The following is an 18,428-nucleotide window of genomic DNA, read 5'->3' as shown; positions in this document are numbered from 1 at the left end:
TAGATTAGCTTAGATTTAAGGCGATCTGTTAAACCGCTTTCGAATTATTGTTGTTGTGTCGTTTGATATTGACAGCTTGTTATCGAGAATGGTGAAGAAGAAATCACACCTACCTGCACTAAAATTTCAGATATGTCAAAATTTTCATTATAGTATTTTATCTTATTGTCCTTTAAAATAAAAAGTGATGATGAGCGAACATTGAAAGTCTTGTTTAATGCTGATGGTGTTGAGACAAGTCCAATGTTAGTTGCAATAAAGTTATAATCACAGGCTGCCCATTCATCAGTAGCAAATCCATTCACTATTTCTATAGTGATATTAGTCAAAGTCTTAAACACACCTTGATAAAAACTTAGAATGTCATTCTTTCCTTCTATCCTCTGTTTAAATGGAATAGCTTCAATAACACCATCTTCTGTATAAAGTGAGGTCAGTGCAGCTGCATCGTTAGTATTTTGGATATCTGTCCATTCTTGAATAAATCGTGGTAACTTTTTTTTTCGATCTTTAGCTATTACATGTGAATCGAACATAAATGCTGTAGCTGCAGCTACCCCACCAGCTCCAGCCAAATTTAAAGTTTGACGTCTAGATAATTTATTTAGAAAATTGTTTGACATTGTATTTTTCCCTATTTACATTTGTTTAGAATCAACACTAGAAGAGCCAGTGCGCCCTTGCGGTAAATCCAGCGCTGCAGCCGGGTTTAAGGGCGTAGGGGACTGGCGAACCCGTAAGGGCTGTGCCGACTTGAAGCATATGGCCTTCGCGGGACTGGCCAGATCGTATCCCGCAGTAGGAACTTCAAAACTTACCAATAACGTAGTACACGTGGTACTGAGTCGCGTCATTAGCTAACGAATAACTTAATGACGATACTTGTTACAAAAACGACTCTATAGATGGTTGTATACACAAAACATCTATCTTTAGATAGATATTTTACCTCTTCAGAGGGTGTAGGGGGTGGGGTTGCAGGTTTCGGGTACCCACACGAACAAGTGTGGGATTGAAATAAGGATGCCGTATTTAAGAGCGCTGCGAAGCGAGCGAAATACATCTTTGTTTTCTTGGTGGGCTTCAAACCCACCCCTTAAGAATTCCTCGTCTAATACTCCCTACACCCTACCCTTCCGCCCAATTCGTTAAAGTTCAAATGCAACTACATTGGTGTATCTAACTGATTATATTCTTATCAAGATTTCCGAAAAAAATATCATAAATACATTTATTTTAGGCATGGAAATACATACTATCACGATGATATTTGTAGTAACTGTGACCTATTATAAAACTAGCTTCAAACATGTTGCGTTCAAAGATTAAATGGCTCGTGCCAGTAGCCTTAACTTTATTGAGTTTTTGGTCAGGTGTAGAAAGTGCTAACGCTCAGAAGATTTATAACTTTACTGTAGTATATGATACATCAGTCAAAATTAATCCGTTCAAACCAAACTTGCCAGATATTGTAAGAGCAACTATCACAGGTGAGGCTACTGATGCTCCCTACGGATTGAGTTCCTTTACCAGTAATACTTACGGCAAAGTTATTAACGATCCCAATACATCCATTACTACCACCATCTTTAATTCAGATCCAGCCGTGCTTGGCTTGCAAGGAGAACAAGCATTTTCCGACACATATGGTAGTGAGAATCAGTTGTTTGGCAAAGCGAGTGATAGCGCTCAAGTTAACCCAGCAGCAGGCACAATTCAGGGTGGTGGTACTATCACAATCTACGGTGGTACAGGCATATTTGAGAATGCCAGAGGCATAATAACTTTTACCGAATCCGATACGCTTAACTCAGATCCAACAGCCCCCTCCAAAGGACAAGCTAAACTGAGATTCTTCTTCGAGGTTCCAGACAAAGTTGTGGGATCAAGCAAGTCTCGGCACCAATACCCAAACCCATAACCGCGTTAGCTGGTATAGGCTTAATGTGGCATCAAACACCCAGTATCGTAGGGTGCGCTATAGACAAAGTCCGTAACGCACCAACCACAATTAAAGGCATGTTTTTGTTTGATCCAAAATAACAGCTTATTAAAATTACTGGGTTTAAAACCCCGTCCTTTTAAGACGGCTTTTCTTTACACTGCACCTATATTTTAGGTACAATATTAATATCGGTCATGAGATACACAGAATTTTGTTCTGGGAAGCAAATGCTTAAACCGTAGAGATTTAGCTACCTTCACTCGATGACAATCAGGGAGGAAACGCAACTAAGTTTCGATGTTTGTTTCAAATCAAGGTACTGGGGGACTCTCAGGAACCAGAACTACAAAGTTCTAACGCCCAAAATACTGTAAGGAGATATCAGTACGCCCTCGTGGCAAACGTATTGAGCCTGGGAACCTTAGTGATAAGGATATTGGGAGACTAGTCTCCTGAGAATTCCCGTCTCTTTAGAGCGGGGAGGGTCAACCTAGAGATCGATGGTAGCTTTGTGGGTGAGAGTGTGTTTTTTAGCGTTGTGATTCCAACTTACAATCGTAAGCCGATTTTGGAAAAGTGCCTCAGAGCATTAGAAATGCAGCAGTTAGATGCAACTTCTGTAGAAAGTTATGAAGTCGTCTTAGTCGATGATGGTTCCACTGATGGCACATTAGAATGGTTAGAGACAAATAAAGGTGAATTCCCTCATGTGCGAACTTTTCAGCAAAATCATCAGGGACCAGCCGCAGCCCGAAATTTAGGCGTTGAAAAAGCATCGGGAGATACTATCATTTTTATTGATAGTGATTTAGTCGTCACAGAAAATTTCTTGCAAGCTCATAACTCAGCACTGGTGGAAGGAAAAGAGAAATTAGGTAGCGATCGCTTTTTTACCTACGGTGCAGTGATCAACACTTGCAATTTTGATAATCCAACTGCTGAACCATACAAGTTAACAGATTTTTCAGCAGCTTTCTTTGCCACAGGGAATGTTGCAATCCCTAAGCATTGGTTAGAAAAAGCCGGACTGTTTGACACCCGATTTCAACTTTATGGCTGGGAAGACTTAGAACTAGGTGTTAGACTCAAACAACTGGATTTAAAATTAATCAAATGTCCTTCTGCTGTAGGCTATCACTGGCATCCACCCTTCAGCTTAGAACAAATCCCTCGCTTGATTGATAGAGAAATTCAGCGTGGACGCATGGGAATTTTGTTTTATCAAAAGCATCCCACATGGGAAGTGCGAATGATGATCCAAATGACTTGGTTGCATCGTCTACTTTGGGGTATTCTCTCACTCAATGGCGCTCTTAATGAACGCACGATGGCTCCTTTTTTGCGCTGGTTAATTAACTCAGGAAAAACCCAATTGGCTCTAGAAATCTCTAGAATTTTCCTGAATTGGTATAACGTACAGGGAGTTTACGCAGCATATAAAGAAGCAAAAGAAGCTGCTTAATGTTGCTTAAATTTACATTAATAATAAAAAGGAGTCAGGAGTCAGAATACAGGAGTCAGAATACACCACCCATAAAGGGATGGTGTTTAGGAAAAGTTTCAACCCCGATCCACTTCCACTCTTAGACGAGGTTTTAACCAGTATTTATCATTCTGACTTCTGGCTCCTGACTCCTGAATTCTTCTTTATTAGTTGCGGGAAACCTGTAAGCTAACTGGTAAGGAGAGGGTAAATGCTGTTTGACCATTCGATGTGGCGTCAAGGGTGAGATCGCCACCGTGAGCCCGTGCAATTTCACGAGCTAAGCTAAGTCCCAATCCTATTCCTTCTATTTTACGAGTTCGGGCAGGATCACCGCGATGGAAGCGATCAAAAATGCGTGAGCGATCGCTAGCTGGAATATCAATTGAAGCATTGGCGATCGTAACGTAGAGAGTTGTTTGAGTTTTGCGAGCGTGAATTTTTATCCAACCGTTGGCAACATTATATTTGATGGCATTACTCAATAGGTTTTGCAGAACTTGAATCAGGAGATCGCGCTGAGTTCTCACAACGAGAAAAACCCCATTATATACCCAATTCTATCCTCATTCCATTGAGAGGCTAGCACAAAGCCCAAAATTTGTGTTATATTAAAAAAGTTGTCTAATCTCGCACATCTAGGAATTCGGGTGTTTCCTAATTATTTAAGGAAATACGCCTGGATGGAGGTTTAACCCGAATAGGAGAAAATTAAAGATATGCCAGTCGTTTCATTGGCTCAGATGATGGAGTCGGGAGTTCACTTTGGGCATCAAACCCGCAGGTGGAACCCAAAAATGTCTCCTTACATTTACACTGCGCGTAACGGCGTACACATCATTGACTTGGTGCAGACTGCCCAGTTAATGGAAGACGCTTACAGCTACATGCGCTCGAATGCAGAAGCTGGTAAAAAATTCTTGTTTGTTGGCACCAAACGCCAAGCAGCTGGGATCATAGCTCAAGAAGCTGCTCGTTGTGGTTCCCATTACATTAACCAACGTTGGTTGGGTGGAATGCTCACAAACTGGGCAACTATCAAAACCCGTGTAGACCGCTTGAAAGATCTAGAACGTAGAGAAGAAACCGGTGCGCTAGATCTATTACCCAAAAAAGAAGCCTCAATGCTGCGTCGGGAAATGGCGAAGCTTCAAAAATATCTGGGTGGTATTAAAACTATGCGGAAAGTTCCCGACGTGGTAGTGATTGTAGACCAGCGACGCGAGTATAACGCAGTTCAAGAATGCCAAAAACTAGGAATTCCCATTGTGTCCATGTTGGATACAAACTGCGATCCAGACGTGGTCGATATTCCCATCCCAGCAAATGACGATGCTATTCGATCAATTAAGCTCATAGTGGGCAAACTGGCTGACGCTATTTATGAAGGTCGTCACGGTCAGTTGGATGCAGAGGAAGATTACGAAGATTACGAAGGCGCTGAGGAAGAATACGAATACGACGAAAGCGATTACACTGATTCGTTAATTCCAGACGACGAAGACGAGGAATAAAAGAAGGAGTCAGAAGTCAGAATTCAGGAGTCAGAATTCTGTTTTGAATTGGATGGAGTTAGAGTCTCCATGCAACTTGAGTAATGTCTAAACAGTGGGGATTTAAATCCCCTGATTCATGAACTTATTCTGACTACTGACTCCTGACTCCTGAATTCTTTAACTGATATACTGTTGTAGGGTTTTCCGCACCTAGGTGACTCGTAAACCCGTAAGGGTTAGTGTTGCAACGAACTGATATCATGTCTGGTTGAAGCGTTATCATTAAGCAAGCAGAGGCTTAGAAAAGAACAGTTTTCAGGGTTTTACATAAAATTCGCGAATTATAACTAGTTTGCCGGACATGATATAACAACTAACTACTAACAACTAAACAAGTTCTAAGTAAGATAGAAATACTAAAACATCCGTAAGCGGTTAAAATTGTCAGTCAAGTAGGAATTGAGGCAAAATGGCGGAAATATCTGCAAAAATCGTCCAAGAGCTACGCCAAAAAACTGGTGCTGGCATGATGGACTGCAAAAAGGCTCTTAAAGAAAACGATGGTGACCTGGTAAAATCCGAGGAATGGCTACGGAAAAAAGGGATCGCCAAAGCAGGTGCTAAAGCAGACCGTGTGGCAGCAGAAGGACTTGTAGGTAGCTATATTCACACAGGCGGTAGGGTTGGTGTTCTAGTAGAAGTAAACTGCGAGACTGACTTCGTAGCGCGCCGCGAGGAGTTTCAAAACCTAGTGCGCAGCGTTGCTATGCAGGTGGCGGCTTGTCCAAACGTAGAGTACGTGAGGGTATCAGATATTCCCCCCGAAATCGCTAACAAAGAAAAAGAAATCGAGATGGGGCGAGATGATATAGCGAATAAACCTGAAGCCGTCAAAGAAAAAATTGTTCAGGGGCGGATTGAGAAACGCCTCAAAGAATTGACTTTGATGGATCAGCCTTACATTCGTGACCAAAGTATCACGGTGGAAGAACTGGTGAAACAAGCGATCGCTCAACTGGGTGAAAATATCCAAGTTCGCCGTTTCGTCCGCTTTATATTAGGCGAAGGTATCGAAAAACAAGAAACCAACTTTGCTGACGAAGTCGCAGCACAAACAGGTAAATAATCAAGCAGTTAAGGGCTACGAAGTCCTTAACGACTTTAAAAACAGGTCAGCTTATTATAATGCTAGACCTGTTTTTCTTTAGCTATTGGGTTACGCTAAAGTCTAAAGTCCTATAGTATAGTTATCCTAAAATAGAAAAGTACATTCGTACCATTTAAGAATTTGTATGGGCAAGAACAACAAGATATGGCAAGAGCAATTGAGCGAATTGAACGGGAGATCCTAGCACTAGAAGCGACGACACGTGCGATCGCAATCCAACTCAAAAGTGCTTACAGCAAGTATTTAGCAACTTTAGAGCAAGCCTTGCGACAGCAGTTAGTTATGGCGAGTTATCATTTATGTACCCAAGGATATCCCAAAAACTTCCTGAGTTTGTCCTTAAATCAACGGCAACAGCTGCAGCAAGCTATCCGTAAATTAGGTGAACACAAATTTGAGCAATTGCTAGCCGATAACACAAGTGAGCTAGATAAACAAGATCAGGAAGATGAAGTAAATGAGGATACAGTAACACAGGAAAATGATGACACGGATAATTCTTCTAACGAACTTCCTGTCCCTTTAAATTTGTCGTTGTTTGCGTCAAATCCGCCGACTGTACCTACTTCCTTCCCTCCTTCATCCCCTGTAGAACTAGCCATATGGCAACAGAACATGGAGAAAGCAATATACGAGACACTGAAAAAAGTTTCTCGTGAGGCTAATCTTGCGTTACAAAAATCAGGAATATTTCCGAAAAAGTTGCCAGAGCCGATTTTAGAAGCAGCAGCAGCAGCATCGGAGGCAGCTGCAGAGGTTATGCTAGGACCGCCTAATTTATTAAACTTAGTAATAGAAGTTGAAAATGGGCAGCAGTCAGAAAACCCAAATTTAACACAGATAATGGCAATAAACTTGCGACTTGCGGAAATGGAATTTGCCGATGCGGCTCTATCGTCTGAGCGCAAACAGATTCGGAGTATCTTAGCTCAGCTTAACAAAGTAGGGCAAGAGTATCAAAAACAACAAAAAGAGCGAGTGATTGCCGAAGCAGAAGCGGCGTGGCGTGCCAGTTGGTTAGACGAATAGTAGATTAATGACTCTTGATACACCAGATTGGTTAAGATTGCAAAAAGCCTTGGCAATAGAGGCGGAACAGGGGTTCACTGATTTAATGGGTAAGCAATACCGGTTCAGTGAGTTTCTGGCGTTGACTTTTGGGAAATTTCCTACTGCTTTGCCAAGTTTTGCACGCCGTCGTTGGCAAGAATTGGCGGCTCAATTTGTTGAATATCCAAATCTGGAATTGGAAGACAGACAGAATTTAGTAGCAACAACCCGTTCTTATCTGCATGAGTTACAGCAAGTGACGGAAGAGGGAGTACCCCTTTCGGGGAAGTCAAAAGTCAAAAGTCAAAAGTCAAAAGTAACGGATCAGGGGAGTTCTGAGCAAGGAGCAGGGGGAGCAGAGGGGAGGAGTTATATTCAAAGTGTAAAAACAACTCCTGTTGTGGCTGAGATGGGGGGGAGACTGGCTGTAAGATTAGAGCAAAAACTTAGTCAGTTACCAGAAATAGGAGCAAAAAATGCGGATAAATTAGCACGTCTTGGTTTATATACGGTAAAAGATTTGCTTTTTTACTATCCTCGTGACCATATCGATTATGCTCGTCAGGTAAACATTCAGGAATTGGAAGCGGGTGAGACGGTGACGATAGTAGCAAGGGTAAAGCGTTGTAACTGCTTTACTAGTCCCCGCAACAAAAAGCTATCAATTCTAGAATTGGTACTCAAAGATAAAACAGGTCAAATAAAAATAAGTCGCTTTTTTGCTGGTACACGTTATAGCAGCCGGGCTTGGCAAGAAAGTTTAAAGCGCCGCTACCCAGAAGGCGCAATTGTAGCGGCGTGTGGGTTAGTGAAACAAAGTAAATATGGTTTGGTGTTGGAAGATCCAGAACTGGAGGTTTTGGCAAATCCAGGAGATAAGATTGAATCGTTGACGATTGGTCGTGTAGTGCCAATTTATGCTTTAACTGAAGGAATAGGAGCAGATCTTGTTCGACAGGCGGTCATTGCAGTTTTACCTTCAGCTAGTAACCTTAAAGATCCCCTGCCAAGTGGTTTGCGGGAAAAGTATAATTTGATGGAATTGAAAGACGCGATCGCCAACATTCACTACCCAAAAGATGCCTCCAGCTTACAAACTGCTCGTCGCCGCCTTGTCTTTGATGAATTCTTTTATCTACAGCTTGGGTTACTCAAGCGTCAGCACCAAGCAAGGCAAATCCAAACCAGTGCAGTTCTAGCGCCTAGAGGTGAGCTAGTTGAAAAATTTTATGAAATACTGCCATTTAAACTTACGAATGCTCAAACTAGAGTGGTTAACGACATCTTAAACGACTTGCAAAAATCTGTACCAATGAATCGCCTTGTGCAAGGAGATGTTGGATCTGGGAAAACAGTTGTTGCAGTCATTGCGATTCTTGCTGCTATTCAATCTGGCTACCAAGCAGCGCTGATGGCTCCTACAGAAGTTTTGGCAGAACAGCACTACCGTAAGTTAGTGAGTTGGTTTAACCTCTTGCATTTACCAGTAGAATTACTGACTGGTTCTACTAAAACGGTAAAAAGGCGACAAATTCATGCGCAGTTAGAAACTGGTGAATTGCCTCTTTTAGTAGGGACTCATGCTTTAATTCAAGACCCTGTTAACTTTAATCGCTTGGGTTTAGTGGTCATTGATGAACAACATCGCTTTGGAGTGGAACAACGAGCACGTCTGCAACAAAAAGGCGAGCAACCCCATGTGTTAACAATGACAGCAACGCCTATCCCTCGAACTTTAGCGTTAACAATACATGGGGATTTAGATGTAAGTCAAATAGATGAGTTACCACCAGGACGACAAAAGATTCAAACAACAGTGCTATCAGCTCAGCAACGCACTCATGCTTACGATCTTATGAAACGAGAAATTGCACAAGGAAGGCAAGTTTATGTAGTTTTGCCGCTAGTGGAAGAATCAGAAAAACTAGATCTGCGATCGGCTGTGGAGGAACATCAAAAGTTACAAGAAAGCATTTTCCCAGAGTTTCAGGTGGGGTTGCTTCATGGTCGCATGACTTCGGCTCAAAAAGACGAAGCTATTAACAAATTTCGCGATAACGAAACACAAATATTGGTTTCTACTACTGTTGTTGAAGTTGGTGTGGACGTACCAAACGCAACAGTTATGCTCATAGAACATGCTGAGCGGTTTGGTTTATCTCAGTTACACCAACTGCGAGGACGTGTTGGTCGTGGTGCGGCGCAATCTTACTGTCTTTTAATGAGCAGTTCTAAAAGTCCTGATGCTCAACAACGTTTGATGGTTTTAGAACAGTCACAGGATGGATTTTTCATCTCAGAAATGGATATGCGTTTTCGTGGTCCTGGTCAAGTACTCGGAACCCGCCAGTCTGGGGTGCCAGATTTTACATTGGCAAGTTTAGTCGAAGATGAGGAAGTCTTAATTTTAGCACGGCAAGCAGCTGAGAAAGTTATAGAAATGGATGTAACATTGGAACGTTGGTATTTGATGAAGGAAGAGTTGAAGTATCGAAATGAGCGCTTAATGGGTGGGGCTATTTTGACATAATTCCTCCTTTGCGGGCCAAAGTTGTACGTAAGAGAGCATTACCAATCGTATCCAATTTTCCTCATGTTGCAGATCTGGGGTTTGAAACTCACTCATCAACAAACGCTGCTTACCAAAACGAAACAGATGTTCAATATCGAGTATAGACTTATTAAAATAAGTTATTTTTGATACTTTCTCTCGCAGCATTTTTCAACTGGTATAGCCACGACATTTGATACAAGAAGCGAAAAACTTTCAGGAAGATTAATCCTGGGGCTGATTCGCGTAAAATTTACCCGAACCTATCTTTTTTTGTCCAAAGTCCAATGAGTTAAAAATGAAATTAAAGCTTAGGATACATTTTTACACGTAAAGGAATAAATACATTCATTTATCCGATAAGTTTCCTTTACCTCGGCTTTTTAAGTCCACAGGCTCTAGGCTCTAAATCTTTTTATTAAGTTAAGTAAACTATATACGTACGATCTCAAAATATATTGCTACAATGACCCTGGTCACAAATAAGACTCTCTGTCAAAGTTAATTGATTTGTAATTTTCCAAATCACAAATCATGATATAGCGGTTCCCGATCTGGTGAGGTACGTTTTCAAAGCTACTAACCTTGGTAGAAAAGGTTTGGCTGTACCACAGTTGCTTAGGAAACTCTATAAGAATAAAGACTAAAAATATCTTCTCTCGGAAGTAGTGTGAATGTAATAAAGCATGACAGGATTACCAAATTTATTAGGTAATTCTATTTGTGGTGTTGCAAACACAATAGATTTTCTCTTTTGTTGAGATAGTTTTTGGTAGAAGTGTAAGCATTTTAGCTTGTGTATAGATGAAATTGTGTTTCAGGGAGATCCAAAAATAAAATGATCGGCCATTCTACCACGAATAACCTACTGTGCTGACAGATCAACAACGAAGGCGGAACATTTTATTACTGGTAAGTGCTATAGCAATTTAAGCTGGCTCAAGTAACAGCAGATCTATAGATTTGCTAGAAAGTTTTAGTTTTAAGGTAGTTTCTCAATAGTTGAGATTTCCTATCCGGACTCAGGATCATCTACTTTGACAATGTACAGAACTGTCTGGGCAAAGTCATTAAAGTGAAGTCCTTAAAAACAGAGAGAACAGAGAGATTAAAAAATGTCAAAAACATATCACAACAAATGTCATTTTCCGGGTTTTATGCAAACTTGGAGATCTCTTCTAGGGAATTTGTCATATATTGCTGTTGCGGTTTTCATATCAACACAGATCGCGATGTTCGCAGCGCAACCTGCGCAGGCTGTGCCACAAGAACTCATCTTGAAAAACCCACCAGTGCTTCAACCCTGTCAGAAGCCCACGCCACCTACTACACCTCTGGTTACACCGAAAGCAACTGAGAACCAGGCGCAGGCTGCGACAGAAGAACGCATCTTGAAAAACCCACCGGTGCTTCAACCTACCGAGAAACCCACGTTAGGTAATACGCTCCTAGCAACACCAAAGGCAACGGCTGGTGTCTCACCCAAGAACGAGCAACAGTTCGACCTCAAAATCCAATATATCGATAGCAAAATTTGCAACCCAGCAACTGGGCAGTATGACAACGTGCGTTTGCGTGGCTACACAGGTACCGGTAGCAACCCGAACGATCCCTATGTGGCACCGACCATCGAAATCAAGCCAGGCGACACCGTGCGTATTAGTCTGAAAAACGAACTGCCCATAGATCCCACTTGCTTTGGTCAGACGGAGGTGAACACTCCCCATTGCTTTAATGGCACGAATTTACATTCACACGGCTTATGGGTTAGTCCGACTGGCAACAGCGACAACGTGCTGTTGTCGATCAATCCCGGTGTCAGTTTCCAATACGAATACAATCTACCGCCCGACCATCCGTCCGGTACCTTTTGGTATCATCCCCACCGACATGGCTCGACTGCACTTCAAGTGTCGAGCGGCATGGCTGGCGCTTTGATTGTCCGTGGCGATCGCTTACCTAAGTTACCCCCAGATATTGGCAGTAAATTTGTTCACGGTGACATCGACACTTTACTGAAAGACGGTCAGGGCAACCCTTTCGAGGAACACATTTTGGTATTGCAGCAAATCCAGTATTATTGTCCCAATTCCGACAATCCTTGGGTTTGCTCCCCCAGCGACACAGGCGTTATTGAGTCCTACAACAATTTCGGCCCCCGCACCTGGGACCAATCTGGTCGTTACACCACCATCAACGGGGAGGTTTTGCCCACCATTGCTAAGACCGAAGTCGGAAAAATTGAGCGTTGGCGAATGATCCATGCAGGTGTGCGCAACACCATCAGCCTAGAGTTTCGTAAGGAGCAAACAAATGCACCTAGTGTCAACGGATTGAAAGCCGCCGATGCCGAGAAGTTCATCGGGGAAAATTGTACAGGCGATCCCATTCCCTATCACGTCATCGCCGACGACGGACTGACCAGGGCAGCAGCCTGGAAAACCACATTGACGACTTTACAGCCTGGCTACCGCAGCGATGCACTGGTAGTTTTCCCGCAAAAGGGTACTTACTGTGTGATTGATACATCAGCTACAGCTGCGGGAAGCGTCAGCCGGAGTGCGGAGAGCCGCCAACTGCTCGGCCTGGTTGATGTTTCCGGCGACACAGAAATCCCAGACATCCACCAATATTTAAAAGACCAACTTGTTGCTGCTGCTGAGCGTACCATGCCAGATGGTAATCCCCTAGAGAAGACTGTGCGAAGAAGGGTTGTGGATGATCTCAAAAATGGGCTGAAACTCTCCCTCTTCACGCCTCATCCAACTATTCAGGACGGCGAGGTCACTGGCAAGCAGGAACTGGCTTTCTTCATTAACACTGGCACGCCGAATGCCCAGTTCGAGGTCAGCAACACTATAGGCTCGAAATTCGATCCTAAACCTTACGATCCCGAACGTATTGATCGCACCCTATACCTGGGCGACATTGATGAATGGACTTTGCAGTCATACTTTGTCAGCCATCCGTTTCATATTCATGTGAATCCTTTCCAGATCGTTAAAATCCTTGACCCGAACGGCAAAGATGTCAGTTTACCGAAGGCGACAGACAATGTTGGAGGACCTGACCCTGACCCACAGTATCCAGGGTTAAAAGGCGTTTGGAAAGACACCCTCTGGATAAAAAGCCTGCTTCCGCAGAATCCTAACGGTTTTTACAAGATCGTCTTGCGCACTCGCTACCAGCGTTATATCGGCGAATTTGTGCTGCACTGCCATATTCTCGACCATGAAGACCAAGGCATGATGCAGAACGTCAGTATTGTTCTTCCGAGTCAGCCGTAAGTACAGAACCCGGACGCCAGTTGCCTAGGTCGGGCTAACCCTCCTGCAGCACTGGCTCCCCTAAACCCTGCCTCAACCAACGGAAGTTTGAGGACTTCCTGTGAAAAGTAATGATGACACTTTTAGCACTACCGATTTTTCAAAATTCCCCAGCGTTACTCTTGAGGTCAATCAATTATGAGTAATAGTGATTTTGAGCAAGTTAAGGAAATTTTGCGACTGGCTGCGGGCGATCGCCCTGAAGCATATGGTGGAAACCCCTTATGGGAATTTACTATCCAAGAGTTGTTAAGCTCCAAGTTACACGGTATTCCACTAGTTGCCTCAGATCAAGTCAAATCTTGCTGTGGCTCAAATGGAAGCACAAAAGTCAGTATAAAAGGACGGGGGGCACAATCAGGCTTGATTAAAGGCTTACGAGGCGAGGCTCCCTTTGATGGCTCTCAGTTTCCGCCATTGCCTTGGGGGGGAAATCCTGTTTTGGCTCAAGATACTCAGTTCATCAGCGATTGGATTGATAATGGCTGTCCTTCTCAGGTTATAACATATGAACTAGATGAAGATCAGACTCAAACTAACACTAAAGCCACTTTAATTAGTGAATCGATCGCAGGCAACGAATATAGCGACGAGTTTGCCACTGACTATCAATATGAGTTAGGGGAACTGAAACAGCGCATGAACATTGACTACATGAGTGAAAGTCAATTGGAAAAACTGCGCTATGCCTTTCGAGAATTATATAACCTGAACAAATGGCCACTAGATAGCCGTAATTACAACAACCTTGCTCTTATTCACCAAAATCATTGCCAACATGGATGGGAGAGATTTCTGCCCTGGCACCGCATCTACCTCTATGAATTTGAGCAGGCACTTCAGGATCATTACCCTGATGTTACAGTACCCTATTGGGACTGGACTATGCCCCAATACAAACCAGAACAACCAGATAAAGGCTGGCGCATTCCCAAGGCTTTACAGGCTTATTTAACAGCAGAATCTTTGGTGTTCTTGGGCAAAAACGGCATTCCAGAAGATCTCCTGGAAAAGCTCAAAGATTTGGTACGTCCCCCGGAGCAGCGTAATCCTGCCTTTGCTACCCTGAGCGAGTTCTTTGATGCCGTAGCAAACCGTATCGGGAAGGAATATACCACAGGCGAACATCGTAACCGTTTTATCGATGCTTTGCTCGCTGCCAATGCCCTCTGGTACCCCCTGCGCTATCCCGGTCAATATACAGGGGGCACCATTAATACAGTAATTCATTACCATTATCCCTCAGCCCATGACATTGAGCAGATCATGAGTTTGCGAACTTTTCGAGATTTTGGCGGGGGTAGCCTTTACAACGATTCTTTTGGCTTTTTAGATCAGAATCCCCACAATACTATGCATATTTGGACAGGAGGGATGAACCCAGAATATAAGCAAAATGCTGCTCCTGAAGCAGCCGAGCGGAATAAAGCTGTCACTGTGGCGGGTCGGAAATTTCACAAGCGAGATGACTTTTATCGCCAGCCCCAATTTGGTGACATGTTCAGCAACCTCACTGCCTCTTACGATCCCGTGTTTTGGCCCGTTCATGCCAATGTCGATCGCCTCTGGTGGGAATGGCAACAGCAACATCCCGAATCTGTTCCCGCCGATCTAGATGCTGTATTAACGCCTTGGAGTTACACAATTAGTAATACTTTGGACATAGCACAGTTTGGCTATGAATATATCAAGAGTACCTATATTTTTCCTGTAGGTTTGGAAGTGCCCGTGGGACGGTTTGTCTCCAAAAGAATTGATGTTTCCAGCATTGCCACTGGTAACTTTGCTCAGGCCGAAGTACGGTTACATCGCGTACCTCAGTTGTTGCGCTCGTGCTTTATCCGGGTCTTTCTGAATCTGCCCGACGCAAATGCCAGTACACCTCTGGACAATTCCCACTATGGGGGCTATCTTGCCGTCTTTGGTCATGGTGCTTGTTATGGGGGTCCTGGTCACTGCGAGCCAGCACCCTTGCGGCGAAGGGAATATGACCTCCGTCCCAGAGATCACAATACTCCTCGCAATTATCGCATCAACGTCACGACATGCGCTAAACGTCTCCTGGCTGCAGGTGCAACTACGCTACAGGTCACACTGGTGGTGATTGGTGCCGATTACCAAGAAGACCATGAGCTATTACGGCTTAAGGGTGTTTCCCTGAACTTTTTAGATTGATGATATGAGTGTAAACAAAAGTACAGACAAACAAGCAGTTCCAACCTACCGGATCCATCCTGGTATTGGTATTGCGCGATTGGGGGATAGTCCCACCGAATTTTGCATTTCGCCAGAAAAACCTGCTGCTTTGCCCATTGACTGCGATGCCCTAGGCAACCCCTTATCTTCCCCTGATGGCAAGCCTGAAGTGACCATTACCAAGTTTAAAGATAACAAAGGACGGATCAAGCGTCAGGCCGCTCGGTTTCATCTTTATGTTTACGATAACGACTCTCCAGAGGGTCGCCCCCTCAAGCTAGGCGACAAAATTCAAGGGGGTGGCAACGAGGGCATTCTAGTAGACATTGAATGGCGAGTGTATTTAGCTAACAAAAAAGCTGTTTGGTATGAATTTGATGCCCGCAAAGGAGAACATGGCTATGCTTCTGACCATCCCCGACGCAATGCCAATCTTACAGAGTCAGAAGCTCGTCAACAATTGATTATCGACCCTGGTGGCCAGGTGGTAAATGTCAGAGATCGTCGTCAGGCAAGTTTCAGTCGAGATAACAACGATGTCTATGCCCCCACATTTCCGCCAGAACTATTGCCCCACTCAATTGATACTCTTGGAGAAATAAAAACAGACAATGCAGGTCGTCTGCTTGTATTGGGCGGCCATGGCAACTCTGGCACAACTAAGCGAGGGCTAGGACATCCCCGCATTGACACCTATGCCAATAACGATGGTTGGTTTGATGACACTTCCGATGGAGTAGTCATGGCGCGGTTGGTAATGTATTCTCCTGAAGTTGATCGCCAGCGCTTTATTGATGTGGAATATCCCGCTTGGGTTGTAGTTGGCTATCCCGCCTATGTGCCAGAAATCCTCGATATCATTACGGCAGAAGATGTGGTTTACGATTTGGCAATCCGGGAATTTGCCTATCGCACTGACATTTATGGCAAAGCAGGTACCTTCAATCATCCCCAGGAGATCGATACCAACGATCCTGGTGCTTTAATGCATTGGAAACGGAGCCGTCTCACCTGGAATTCTCAGTATAAACCCTGGTTTTATAGAGATGTTTGGCCTATTCTGTTCCGCGCTGATGAATTCACCAACCTGACGAATGTGCTGCAACAGTCCAACTTTCCCCATAACCAAAGCGAGCGTGGCAACATCGATCCTGAGAAACTGTCCATACCACCCCAAATTCTGCACAACGCTCTCAAGCGCAAACAGCAGGAACTGCTTGAAAAACATCGCAGCGGAGAACTTTTGGTAGAATCTTTAGAACTACAATTTCATCTGTGGGATGAAAAACTCAAAAAAGAATCCCATGACTTTAGCCACGGTTTTGTCCATACCATTGCAAAGTCTGAAAAATATTGGCAGCAAATCCAGTCTATAGCGGCGAAATTTGTCGCAGCCATAGAATCCTTAGCACAACAAATTTATGCAGATGAAGGTCTGGGTCAAGACCCGGTTCAATATCTGCACAGTTGGCAAGAGCTTTATACACAAGTTCAAGCTGAGTCGGAAGAAAGTGACCTAAAACGTGACTACGAGACCGCTACACAAAATCTAAAAGATGAGGTCAATGAGCTGCTGGTCAATGTCATGAGCGATCGCATGGATGCTGATCGAGGAGACAAAGCTAACGTTGGGGGTGTGAAGAAGTTGATTCAGACCCTTGCTCGTCGTCCCTCTCAGGAAGAAGAGGAAAAGCCCGACTCCGTAAAGCATTTAGTTGATTTGTCTCAACGTCTCCAGGAATTTCGTACTGGAAAACTGTTGACAGATTATTTTAAACAAGTGCAGGAGAATTGTACCTATGATCGCTTCAGGAACCAGCGGATGTTTCTTTATGATGTCATGCGACAGCCTGATGAAGAAAATCGCTTCCGGCTCGGTGGTGCACCCAAAAACCGCACTTTTAATCTCCCCCTGATGCCCTTATTAGCAGGAGACAATCCCCTAACTAATGTTACGCCATCCAAGTTCCTGCGCCTGACTGACTATCAGCTTTATATCCTGCGACAATGGGCCCACGGCAAATTCTATAACGAGATCGATGAAGGTTGGATCAAACCAGATCAAATCGATGTGTTTCAACCCTACAAATACTGGATCAATAAAACAGGACGAGATCTAGATCGGGGCGTATTGATGAACGTATTGGGTGGTGCCTTCTGTCCTGGTGGGGAAGTAGGTTGGCTGATTCGCAATGCTTCCGTTTACAAAGAACCGTACCGACTGAAAGCTGATCCAGATTTTTTCAACTTTCCCCAAACTGCGGCTCAGGCCAATTATCGGGGAGTTCCAGCACAAGATTACACCTCTTCGGTCGATATAAACCTCAGCCAAGACAGTAATTTTGAGCGGGGCTTGCAGCCGGGAGACTTCACCAAACAAATGGCGTTACCCTGGCAAGCTGACTTCAATGAATGTAGTACTCAGCCAATCAATATCACCTACGAAGATTGGAATTTACTCTTAAGCAATAGTGAAAACGCTCCCTTGCTGAAACGAGACCAGCAGGTATGGGACACTCTATGGTGGCCTGCCCATCGCCCCCTGCAAGCCAACGAAGTGGTGGGTTTTGATGAGCAAAACAACCGCCCCCAATATCAGTACCTCAACTGGTCTCGTGGCATACCCCAGACCAATGCGGGGGACCTCAAAATGGTGACGGAATGGTCTCGTCTCGGCTTTATCATTCGTAACCCTTACCTACCAGAATCTGAACTAGATCAGCCATCTCCAGACACAAAATATATTAGCGTTGAACGTACACCGGAGGACGTAGAACATGAACAATAACCCTTTCGTTGGTTCTTGGACCTATCGCAGTCTCTTAAATGATCCTGATATTACTAAGCCTTTTAATAACTTGGAATTTGGTCGAGGTACGATCGCTATTCACGAGGCAGACTTTCAACTGCTGAAAGGCACCATTGGCGGGGACGGCTGGTCTTTAGAGTTACATGGTAGCCGAGCCTATGGATTTCCCATGCAAGCCCGTTTTCAGGGGAAGGGGCTAGTTAATGGTGAGGAGTGGATCTATGACTATATTGCCTGGTTAGTACCAGACTGGCCCAATAGCGATGCCACATTGCAAAAGCTAGCGATGGTAGGATCTGTTGTGCGAACTATTCCTCATTCGTCTTCGGGGGGAGGTATTTCCCCAGCGGGTGTGGTTGCTTCTTTCTATGCGGTACGAAAGGGTTAATCTCGATAGGATTAGG

12 protein-coding genes are annotated in these 18,428 nt (G+C 44.0%); 10 read left to right on the top strand and 2 right to left on the bottom strand.

What is annotated here, in order from left to right; translation table 11 throughout:
- Positions 1-44: 44 nt before the first annotated feature.
- Positions 45-623 carry a nuclear transport factor 2 family protein gene (locus G4P69_RS08560; protein ID WP_208346154.1) on the bottom strand — a complete coding sequence of 193 codons (579 nt, stop codon included), beginning with the start codon at positions 621-623 and terminating at the stop codon, positions 45-47.
- Between the two features lie 686 nt (positions 624-1,309).
- On the opposite strand from G4P69_RS08560, the gene G4P69_RS08555 reads away from it, so the two are divergent.
- Positions 1,310-1,921, top strand: a complete 612-nt coding sequence (locus G4P69_RS08555) for a hypothetical protein (RefSeq protein ID WP_208349369.1) — start codon at positions 1,310-1,312, stop codon at positions 1,919-1,921.
- A gap of 520 nt (positions 1,922-2,441) precedes the next feature.
- Positions 2,442-3,407: a glycosyltransferase family 2 protein gene (locus G4P69_RS08550; RefSeq protein WP_208349415.1), complete on the top strand. Its 966-nt coding sequence runs from the start codon at positions 2,442-2,444 to the stop codon at positions 3,405-3,407.
- A gap of 188 nt (positions 3,408-3,595) precedes the next feature.
- Here the strand turns inward: G4P69_RS08550 and G4P69_RS08545 are convergent, their stop codons facing one another.
- Complete coding sequence (locus G4P69_RS08545) at positions 3,596-3,958, bottom strand: sensor histidine kinase (RefSeq protein ID WP_208346171.1); 363 nt, start codon at positions 3,956-3,958, stop codon at positions 3,596-3,598.
- 189 nt (positions 3,959-4,147) lie between these two features.
- Here G4P69_RS08545 and rpsB point away from each other — a divergent pair, with 189 nt between their 5' ends.
- From rpsB to G4P69_RS08505, 8 genes are all read left to right on the top strand, one after another.
- On the top strand, positions 4,148-4,942 hold the full coding sequence (gene rpsB, locus G4P69_RS08540; protein WP_208346172.1) for a 30S ribosomal protein S2: 795 nt from the start codon (positions 4,148-4,150) through the stop codon (positions 4,940-4,942).
- A gap of 451 nt (positions 4,943-5,393) precedes the next feature.
- Positions 5,394-6,050, top strand: a complete 657-nt coding sequence (gene tsf, locus G4P69_RS08535) for a translation elongation factor Ts (RefSeq protein ID WP_208344981.1) — start codon at positions 5,394-5,396, stop codon at positions 6,048-6,050.
- Between the two features lie 186 nt (positions 6,051-6,236).
- The gene (locus G4P69_RS08530) at positions 6,237-7,121 is read left to right on the top strand and encodes a hypothetical protein (protein WP_208344980.1); all 885 of its coding nucleotides are present in this window, start codon (positions 6,237-6,239) and stop codon (positions 7,119-7,121) included.
- A gap of 7 nt (positions 7,122-7,128) precedes the next feature.
- Positions 7,129-9,672 (top strand): ATP-dependent DNA helicase RecG, encoded by a 2,544-nt coding sequence (gene recG / locus G4P69_RS08525; RefSeq protein WP_208344979.1) that lies wholly within the window; start codon positions 7,129-7,131, stop codon positions 9,670-9,672.
- A 1,136-nt stretch (positions 9,673-10,808) separates the two neighbouring features.
- Positions 10,809-12,980 carry a multicopper oxidase family protein gene (locus G4P69_RS08520; protein WP_208349368.1) on the top strand — a complete coding sequence of 724 codons (2,172 nt, stop codon included), beginning with the start codon at positions 10,809-10,811 and terminating at the stop codon, positions 12,978-12,980.
- 177 nt (positions 12,981-13,157) lie between these two features.
- Entirely contained in the window at positions 13,158-15,194 is a 2,037-nt protein-coding gene (locus G4P69_RS08515) for a tyrosinase family protein (protein WP_208349356.1), read from the top strand.
- A 4-nt stretch (positions 15,195-15,198) separates the two neighbouring features.
- Positions 15,199-18,003, top strand: coding sequence for a LodA/GoxA family CTQ-dependent oxidase (locus G4P69_RS08510; protein WP_208349353.1), 2,805 nt, complete (start codon positions 15,199-15,201; stop codon positions 18,001-18,003).
- Positions 17,993-18,412, top strand: a complete 420-nt coding sequence (locus G4P69_RS08505; protein WP_208340054.1) for a hypothetical protein — start codon at positions 17,993-17,995, stop codon at positions 18,410-18,412. Before G4P69_RS08510 ends, G4P69_RS08505 begins: the two co-directional genes overlap by 11 nt.
- Positions 18,413-18,428: the final 16 nt, after the last annotated feature.

The sequence above is a fragment of the Aetokthonos hydrillicola CCALA 1050 genome, assembly GCF_017591665.1.
Taxonomy (GTDB): Bacteria; Cyanobacteriota; Cyanobacteriia; order Cyanobacteriales; family Nostocaceae; genus Aetokthonos; species Aetokthonos hydrillicola.
The sequence above is the reverse complement of the archived record's forward strand: the minus strand, read 5'-3'. Positions and strand labels throughout refer to the sequence as shown.